General features: G+C 40.2%; 1 protein-coding gene. It reads left to right on the top strand.

Annotated elements, in window-relative coordinates; all coding sequences use genetic code 11:
- Positions 1 to 378 precede the first annotated feature (378 nt).
- Positions 379 to 9,357 (top strand): mucin-binding protein (locus H5S39_RS03380; RefSeq protein WP_231832851.1); only part of this gene is annotated, 8,979 nt, incomplete at its 3' end.

Here is a 9,357-nt window from a genome sequence, read left to right as displayed (position 1 = left end):
GACTTCCTTCAGATTCCACCTCGCAGTGGACACCCTTGTCCTCGGCTCATGGTTCCGACTACTATGGCCCATAGCGGACTCTCACCGCCTAGCTAATATCCATGCCGGGCGCACTAAATAAAACATATGAAATAAATGTCATATGTTGATAAAATTATAATAAAAAATTAAGCTATTATTCTGATAATTAACACATTGATATCATGCCGATTTATCGCTATTTAATCAAAAACAGCAAATTGATGTTGTGATCAGTTAATAAAATGCTGTTGATTTTTTTGCGATAAATTATATAGTTAGTAACTGAAAGTAAGTTATATGTACTGTTCGATTTACAATTACATATTCCAATCCAGCCTATTAAGGAGGACATATAAATTGTTATCACACAATAATTGGGAAGAACAAATTAAAAAATATGAACCCAAAAAGCAACGTTTCACCATCAAAAAATTATCTGTTGGTGTAGCGTCTGTTTTACTTGGGGTAACATTTGCTGCGGGAACAGCTTCGGCAGATTCTACCACAGCTAATGCTGACTCTACTTCTGGTGATAGTTCAGCTGAACAAACAGACCACAACCTTACTGTTAATTCAGCCAGTGCTTCAACCTTGAAGTCTGCTACTGCTGAAGGGCAAAGCAACAGTGCATCTGCTGCCGTTCAAAATCCTGCTGGTGATATTAAGACACCGACTGCTAATGATTATGAAGCAGCAGTTAGTGCCGCGGTCGCTAATGCGTCAAGTGATGTCGCTAGTGCATCAGCTGATAAGTCAGATGATGCAGCTACTCAAACCTTTGCTGTTGATGCTAATAAACAGGCACTTTCAACTAATGCTTTGGCAGAAAGCAAAATTAATTGGTCGGGTGTTGCTGATAGTTTGGGTAGCCTAGCTAACCAAGCATTACAAGATCTTGCTAATAGTAATACTAATCAGCCTGCGCAAAGCAATGCTACAACTGCAACTGGAACTGATAAAACAGATTACAGTGAATATAAGACTGTTACTAATGGTTTTGAACTTCAAAGTGCTCTTAACGACTGGAGCATTAAGGGTGTAAAGGTTCAGGGGAATATTACTCCATTTGGTGACTTAAATGTTGACCGTGCATTTACCATCCACGGTGTTGATGGTGCAGTCTTAAATCTTGGTCAAAACAAGATTGTTAACAATGGTCAATTAACCCTTTCTGATGTGACAGTTAACGGTGCTGTAACTGGTAACGGTACTGTAAATATTAAGGGTACGGTTAACTCTAATGTTAATAATTCAGCTACAAGTGGTAGCTTGGCATTACAAGGTTTTGCTGATCCAACAAGAACAGCTTCAGGTGCTGGCCTTGGTGCTGCAGCAAACCCAGGCGTAAATACTGCATATTCTTTATCTGCAACAAATGGGGCTATTACTAATAATTGGAGAAATAGAAAAGTTCCAAACTTCTATGCATCTAATTTAACTATTGCTGATAATGCTACATTAAATGTTAACCGTGATGTAACCGGTGATGGTATTGTTCTTAAAGATGGTGCTATTACTACTAGTGTTAACCCAATTACGATGACTACTAATGATGGTCATTTACATGTCGGTAAGAATGGTACATTAAATATTAACTTAAAGAACAGCAACCTGAATGGTGAGCAGATTAAGCAACAACAAAAGACAGCAGGTGTTGATAACTTAAACGCTGCTGTTCGTGTTAATACTAGTGGTTCATTTACTACTGATGAAAATGCTCACGTTACCATGAATGTTGGTACCGGTAGAGGTATTGTCTTTAGTGAAAGAGATTCGAGTACTTCTTCTACGGCTAATGACAATTATATTAGTCGTGGTGACCCCGGAATGAGTAGTCTTAATGGCGCCGGCAATCCTATCATGACTAACTGGCTCAATAATAATCCTGCAATTAAGAACACCTTTAAGTTAGGTAAGAATTCACGCTTTACTTTTGTTGGGCGTGATGCCTTTATGCTAGGAAATCGCGCAACTTTTAATTCAGGTGAAGGTAGTGTGATTACCGCTCATACTTATGGTAATGGGAATGCCATTGATATGGGTACGTATGCCGAATTAAATATTGATTCTGGCTCAACGGTTCAATTTTTGTCAGAAGGCAAGAATGGTGGCGGTAACTACAACCAAAATAATTACGTTGCTCTTGGTGGTGGCGGCAAGATTATGGTAATGAAAGATGCTACCTTAAGAGTTATCTTAACTGGTCGTGGTTCTTCAGATCTTAATGATGACATCAATATTGCTTCTTATGATCCAGCGCTTAGTCCTGAAATTTATGTTGGAAACAATGCAACTTTAGATGTTCAAAGTGATGCTACTCAAGGTAATGCTGAATTAATTGCTGTGCCACTTCCTGCTTCTAAGCAACTTAACTTTATCTTGGATAATGTTAAGTATGTTAACTTACAAAAGACAGCAGCTATAACGTCAACTATTATGGCGCCGGCATCTCCAGAGTTGAGTAGTGCATTGTCCAAATTAGGTTATCCCAATCCTCGCAATGGTTATGGTAACTTATTATTCTTAAATGCTGGTACTGGCAATCCAGCTCATTTCCAAGCTTATGGCGATTTAGCAGCCTTTAAGTGGAACAGTGCTATGAAGGATAACAATTGGACACCAAACTTAAGTAGCAATGGCTTAAATTACGATCCAAATGAAACAGTAAGTCAAAACTTTACCAAATTTGAGAATTCTGCTAATCAAACCTGGAAGAACATGTACGGTTTTGATATTCCGTACGCAGGCTTTTCTAAGATCGGTAATCAAGGTCAAGTTTGGGTCGATCCAAGTGGTTCAGTTGCTGGTACTAGTGTAAACAGTAATCATGGTGTCGGCTTTACTGATCTGGTTAAAGGCTTTTCACCATATATGTCTCAGCGATTAGTTGTTATCGGACACAGTATTCAACCTGTTGAAAATCAACGTACGGTTCACTATGTTGTACAAGATGTTGATGAAAATGGTAATCCTGTTGAAAATGATCCAACTCAAATGCGTGAAATCGCAGATCCTTATGTACAACGTGCACAAGGTAATAACGCTCAAAGCGAATTACTATATAAGGACAATGCAACTGATCAGCTAGTTAAGGTTGAACGTAATGCTGATGGTACTCCTAAGTTAGACGCTCATGGTGCTGTAATTCCAGTTAGAGATAGCAATGGTAACTATGAAAATGATGGTGATACTGTAAACTGGAAATCAATTGCTGGAAATATTATCAAGGCTGCTGATGGACACTATTATTTCCAAGGTTATGATGCACCAGAAACTATCACAGGTAAGGATAGCTTAGGGCAAGAAGTTATTTCTCTTGATGGGAAAGTTTACCACTTAGCTACTGCTCAAGAATTGAGTTCAGTTATTTCTAATAATGGAGATGTAGTTCTTAACGGCCAAATTAAGGACTCAAAGCAATTTGCTAATACTCCACAAGAATTTAAGAATAGTAGCTACTATAACACTTATAAAGATGGTAACTTATACGTTATTTATCGTGCAGCACCACAAGATGAACAGAAGGCTACATTAATTATTGTTGATCAAGACAACAATAATAAGCAAATTGAAGTTAATGGTATTACAACTGCCTTTAATGCAAGTGGTCAACCTGATACTGATATTACATTTAAAGATGGTAATCAAACACCAACCACTTCTGTTACTGCCTTAGAAAAATTGGGCTACAAAGTTGTAAGTGATGATTTTAGTAATGGCACTAAATTTGATAATGATACTAAAGTAGATCAAAACTTTACAATCGTGATGGCTCATCAAACTAAGCCAGTTAACCCAGAAAATCCAACTGATAAGTATACTAAGAATGATTTACAAAAGACTTCTACTCGTGTAATTGAATACGTGGATTCTGAAGGAAATACTATTGCTCCGTCAACTACTGAGACTGTTGTATTTACAGGCTCTGGTACTATTGATGAAGTAACTGGCAATTTAGTAACTTTAAATTCAGATGGCACAATTAAGAACCAAGATGGTAAACTTACTTGGACTTATTCGGTAAACGATGGAGCTGCTAAAGATGGTAGTTCTTACGAGTTTGCTGCAACTAATGAGCGTCCAACTATTACTTATAAGGGGTCAGACTATAGTTTCTCAACTGTAAATCCAATTGCATATAATGCTGGTAAAGGTGTTGTTAAGGCAACTACAGTAGATAATACTAAGAATAATGATATTACTATTAAGGTCATTTACACTAAAGATGCTAAATACCACGCAGGCAAGACCGAGGATAAAGAAGTTACTCGTACAATCAATTACTTAGACGGTAAGACTGGTCAAAAGATTCCAGCTAACTTAATTGCTGATAATCCAGTTGACCAAACAGTAACTCTTAACCGTACTCAAGTTCTTGATGATCAAGGTAATGTCTTAGGTTACGGTACTGTTAGTCAAGATGGTAAGAGCTACACTTTAGCAAATGGTGATGGCTGGAACACTGCTAAGTGGGATGCCGTAACCTCACCAGACTTAACCAAGAATGGTTACAAGGCTCCACGCTTTGAAAATGGTTCTTCTGCAGCTACTGTAAATGCAGAAAACGTAAATGCCTCAACGCAAAACGCTACAGTCAACGTTTACTACGACCATAATGAAATTCCAGTGGGACCAGATACTCCTAATAAACATGGTGTCGATCCTAACGAGTTATCAAAGGATGTTAAGGAAACTGTTCATTATGTAGGCGCAGGAGAAAACACTCCAGGTGATCACGTCCAAACTTCTAAGTGGACTCGAACATTAACTCTTGATGAAGTAACCAATGAAGTTGTTCCAAACGGTCAATACACTACTGACTGGGCAATTGCTAAGGGTCAACCTGAAGAATACTCACAAGTAAATACTCCAGTAGTTGATGGTTACTACGCAGATCAAGCAAATGTTCCTGCAACTGCTGTAACGCAAGAAGATATTGAAAAAACTGTAACTTATAAGCCACTTGGCCACATCGTTCCGGTTGATCCAACTGGTAATCCAATTCCAGATGCACCACAACCACAATTCCCTAATAATCCTAATGATCCAACTAAGGGTAACCCGGGTGAAAAGCCAACTGTTCCAGGCTACCATCCAGAAAATGGTAACCCAGGCGATCCAGTTGATCCTAACCCAACTGATCCTGGTAAGAACGTAAATGTTCCTTATGTAAAAGATGAGGTTAAGAAGGGTTCAGTTACTGTAAATTACTTTGATGACACAACTAACTCAGCTATTCCAGGTGTAAGCTACAATTCTGGTGAAGAAAAGGCTGGCACTAAGGTAACTTACACAACTGCTAATACAATCAAGAGTTTGGAAGATAAAGGCTACGTTTATGTAACCACTGACGGTACAATTCCAGCAGAAATTGAAGCTGACAAGAATATTACTGTCACAGTTCACATGAAACATGGTGTACAACCAATTACACCAAACACTCCACCAACTGATGTGCCTAAGAATACTCCAGCAGAAGCACAACCAGATCAATTAACGAAGACGGTTAAATTAACTGTTAGCTACAAAAATGCTGACAGTAAGCCATTTACTGGAACTATTCCAGCAAATGCTAAGCAAACTGCTACATTCACTGGTACTGCTTATGTTGACAAGATTACTGGTCAATTAGTCAATGCTAAGCAAGAAGATGGCAAGTGGGTAGTAAATACTGCTGATACAGCTACTCCACAAATCACTTGGACTAGTGACAAGACTTCATTTGAAGGTGTAACTTCGCCAGCTGAAGAAGGTTACCACGTAACTAACGTATCAAGCCATGCCGATGGTGATAATGTTGCAACAATTACTGGTTTAACTAAAGATACACCAGAAATTAGCGTTACTGTAACTTATGCCAAGAACGATACTGAGATTCGTGATAAGCAAAGTGTTACTGCATCACAAGTAGTTAAATATGTAGATGAACAAGGTAATGAAGTAAGCCCATCTAAGTCATTAGACTACACATTTACTTACAGTGGTAATACTTATGATGCACAAACTGGTAAGTTGATTTCACGTGGTGATTGGAATGCAGAAAGCCATGACTTTACTGCTGAAAACGTTCCTGTAATTAATGGTTACGTGGCAGTATCTGGTTACACCAATAATGATGGTAAATATACTGCTGGTGGCTTTACTACTACTCACGCAGCAAGTGTTGCAGAACGTAATAGAACATTCACAGTAGTTTACAAGAAGGTCGGCAAGATTATTCCTGTAACACCAGACCATACTCCAATTCCAGATGCACCAACACCTACTTACACAAACGATCCAGTTAATCCAACGAAGGTAACACCAGATGAACCAACTCCAAAGGTTCCGGGTTATACTCCGAGTCAAAACACTGTAACTCCTCCAGATCCAACACAGGATACTCCAGTTGTTTACACTAAGAATGTTGAACAAAAAGCTCAGATTCAATACATCGATCTTGATGAAAACAACAAGATTATGTCTGAATCACCGGTCTTAACTGGGCAAGCAGGGGACAAGATTGACTACTCAACTGCTACTTCAATTGCTGATTACGAAAAGCAAGGATATGTTCTAGCAAACGATGGATTCAGTGGTAATCCGGTATTTGATAATGAAGAAGGAAACACTCAAATCTTTAAGGTAACCTTCCACCATGGTCAAGTTCCAGTAAACCCAGATCATCCACATGACGGTGTAAACCCGGACCAATACAGTAAAGATGTTAAGGAAACCGTTCACTATGTAGGTGCCGGTGATAAGACACCAGCCAATAATGTTCAAAACTCCAAGTGGACACGGACATTGACTGTTGATACTGTAACTAACAAGGTAATTGAAAATGGTCAATACACTACTGACTGGTCAATTGCTAAGGGTGAAAAGACGGTTTACGATCAAGTGAACACGCCGGTAATTGAAGGATACCATGCTGATAAGGCAAGCGTTCCAGCGACTGCGGTAACTCAAGATGATATTGATGTAACTGTAACTTATGCACCAAACGGTAAGATTGTCCCAGTTGATCCAAGTGGTAAGCCAATTCCAAATGCGCCAACACCACAATATCCAACGGACCCAACTGATCCAACTGGTGTAACACCAGATGAACCAGTACCAAGTGTTCCAGGATTTGTTCCTGAAGTGCCGACAGTAACGCCAACTGATCCGGGCAAGGATACTCCGGTGGTTTACAACCAAGAAATTAAGGCAACTGTAGCTTACATTGATGATGTAACAGGTGAAACTCTCAAGACTGATCCATTAAGTGGCCTTGAAGGCGTTAAGAGTGACTACTCTACCAAGCCTTCAATTGATTACTACGAAGCACGAGGTTACCAATTAGTAAAGGGTGGTGACAACTTCCCTAAGGACGGATACACCTTTGAAGTTGGTGGCCCACATGAATTCGAAGTTCACTTGACACACACAACTTCACCAGTAAACCCAGATCATCCAGGTGCCGGTTATAGTGCAACCGACTTGAAGAAGACCGTTACGCGGACAATCAACTACTTGGATGGCCAAGGTAATGTGGTTGCGCAACAAGTTGGTCAATCATTCGACTTTGTTGCTAATGGTACTGTTGATAACGTCACTCACAAGTTAGTTACTGTTAAGGATGGCAAGATCACTGGCGCTGGTGAATTAACTTGGAACGCTACTAGTCATGACTTTGACGCGGTTACATCACCAACAATCAAGGGAATGCACGTAAGTAACGTTACGCCAAGCGACCAACGTGATGGCGATAATGTAGCTAAGACAACGGTTAATGCTCAAAGCGGCAACATCATTGTTAACGTATACTACGCTGATAATGGTACTCACCAAGATGGCGCTAAGACTGTTCCATCAACACAAACTGTTACATTCGTTGATGAAGACGGTAACGAACTTTATGCTCCAGCAGTTAGCGACTTTACGTTTAGCCGGACTCCAGATGTAACAGATGCAGAAGGTAATGTTACTGAAGGTAAATGGAATGAAACTAGTCACACTTACGGTACAGTTAAGGTTCCAGTAATCCCTGGCTACGTTACAGAAGTGACAACTGCCGGTGGTAAGACTGCAACAGTTGATAATCCAAATGTTACTGACAAGGTTGTTTACAAGAAGGTTGGTAAGATCATTCCGGTTGACCCAACAGGAAAGCCAATTCCAGGGGCACCAACACCAAACTATCCTAATGATCCAACTAACCCAACGAAAGTAACGCCGGATGAACCAGTACCAGCAGTTCCTGGTTACACTCCAGATACGCCAACGGTAACACCAGAAAAACCTACTACTGATACACCAGTAACTTACCGGCAAAGCGTTCAGGCAAGTGTAACTTACATTGATGATGTAACTGGCTCAACTCTTAAGGTCGATGAATTACATGGTCTTGATGGTGTTAAGAGTGACTACTCCACTAAGCCTTCAATTGATTACTATGAAGCACGAGGTTACCAATTAGTAAAGGGTGGTGACAACTTCCCTAAGGACGGATACACATTCTCGGTTGATGGTAACCACAACTTCACTGTTCACTTGACTCACGGTACTGCACCAGTAAACCCAGATCATCCGGGCGCTGGTTACAACAAGACTGACCTTCAGAAAGAAGTTACCCGGACAGTTTACTTTGTTAATACCCAAGATGGTAAGCAAGTAGCTGAACCAGTTGTAGAAACTGTTAACTTCACTGCTAACGGTACCGTTGATAAAGTGACTGGTAAGCTTGTTACTGTTACTGATGGTAAGATTACCGGACCAGGTGAGTTGACTTGGACTCCTGCTCAAGATGTAAAGGCGGTTCAATCACCTGCTGTTAATGGCATGCACGTAACTTATGTAAGTCGTGATGCAGATGGTACTAACGTTAAGGGCGTATCACTTACTCACAATGACTCAAGCTACGATGTATACGTTAACTACGCACCTAATGGAACGACCAATGAACATGGTCAAAACATTCCAGCATCACAAACGATTAAGTTCGTTGATGAAAGTGGCAACACGCTCCGTGAAAACAATGTTCAAACGAGTGAATTTACCCGGACACCAGATGTTGTTGATACCGTAACTGGTAAGACGATTACGGAAGGCTCATGGAATGAAACTAGCCACAAGTTTGGCACGATCAACGTTCCAGTAATTGATGGCTACGTTGCAACTGTCAAGACTGCCGGTGGATTAACAGCAACTACTGAGAATCCAAATGTTGTAACTGAAGTTGTCTACAAGAAGGTTGGTAAGATCATCCCGGTTGATCCATCAGGAAAGCCAATTCCAAATGTACCAACCCCAAGTTACCCGAACGATCCAACTGATCCAACGACGGTAACACCGGATGAACCAGTACCAAGT

The sequence above is a fragment of the Limosilactobacillus rudii genome (assembly GCF_014145455.1).
GTDB lineage: Bacteria > Bacillota > Bacilli > Lactobacillales > Lactobacillaceae > Limosilactobacillus > Limosilactobacillus rudii.
This window is presented reverse-complemented; position numbering and strand designations above follow the sequence as displayed.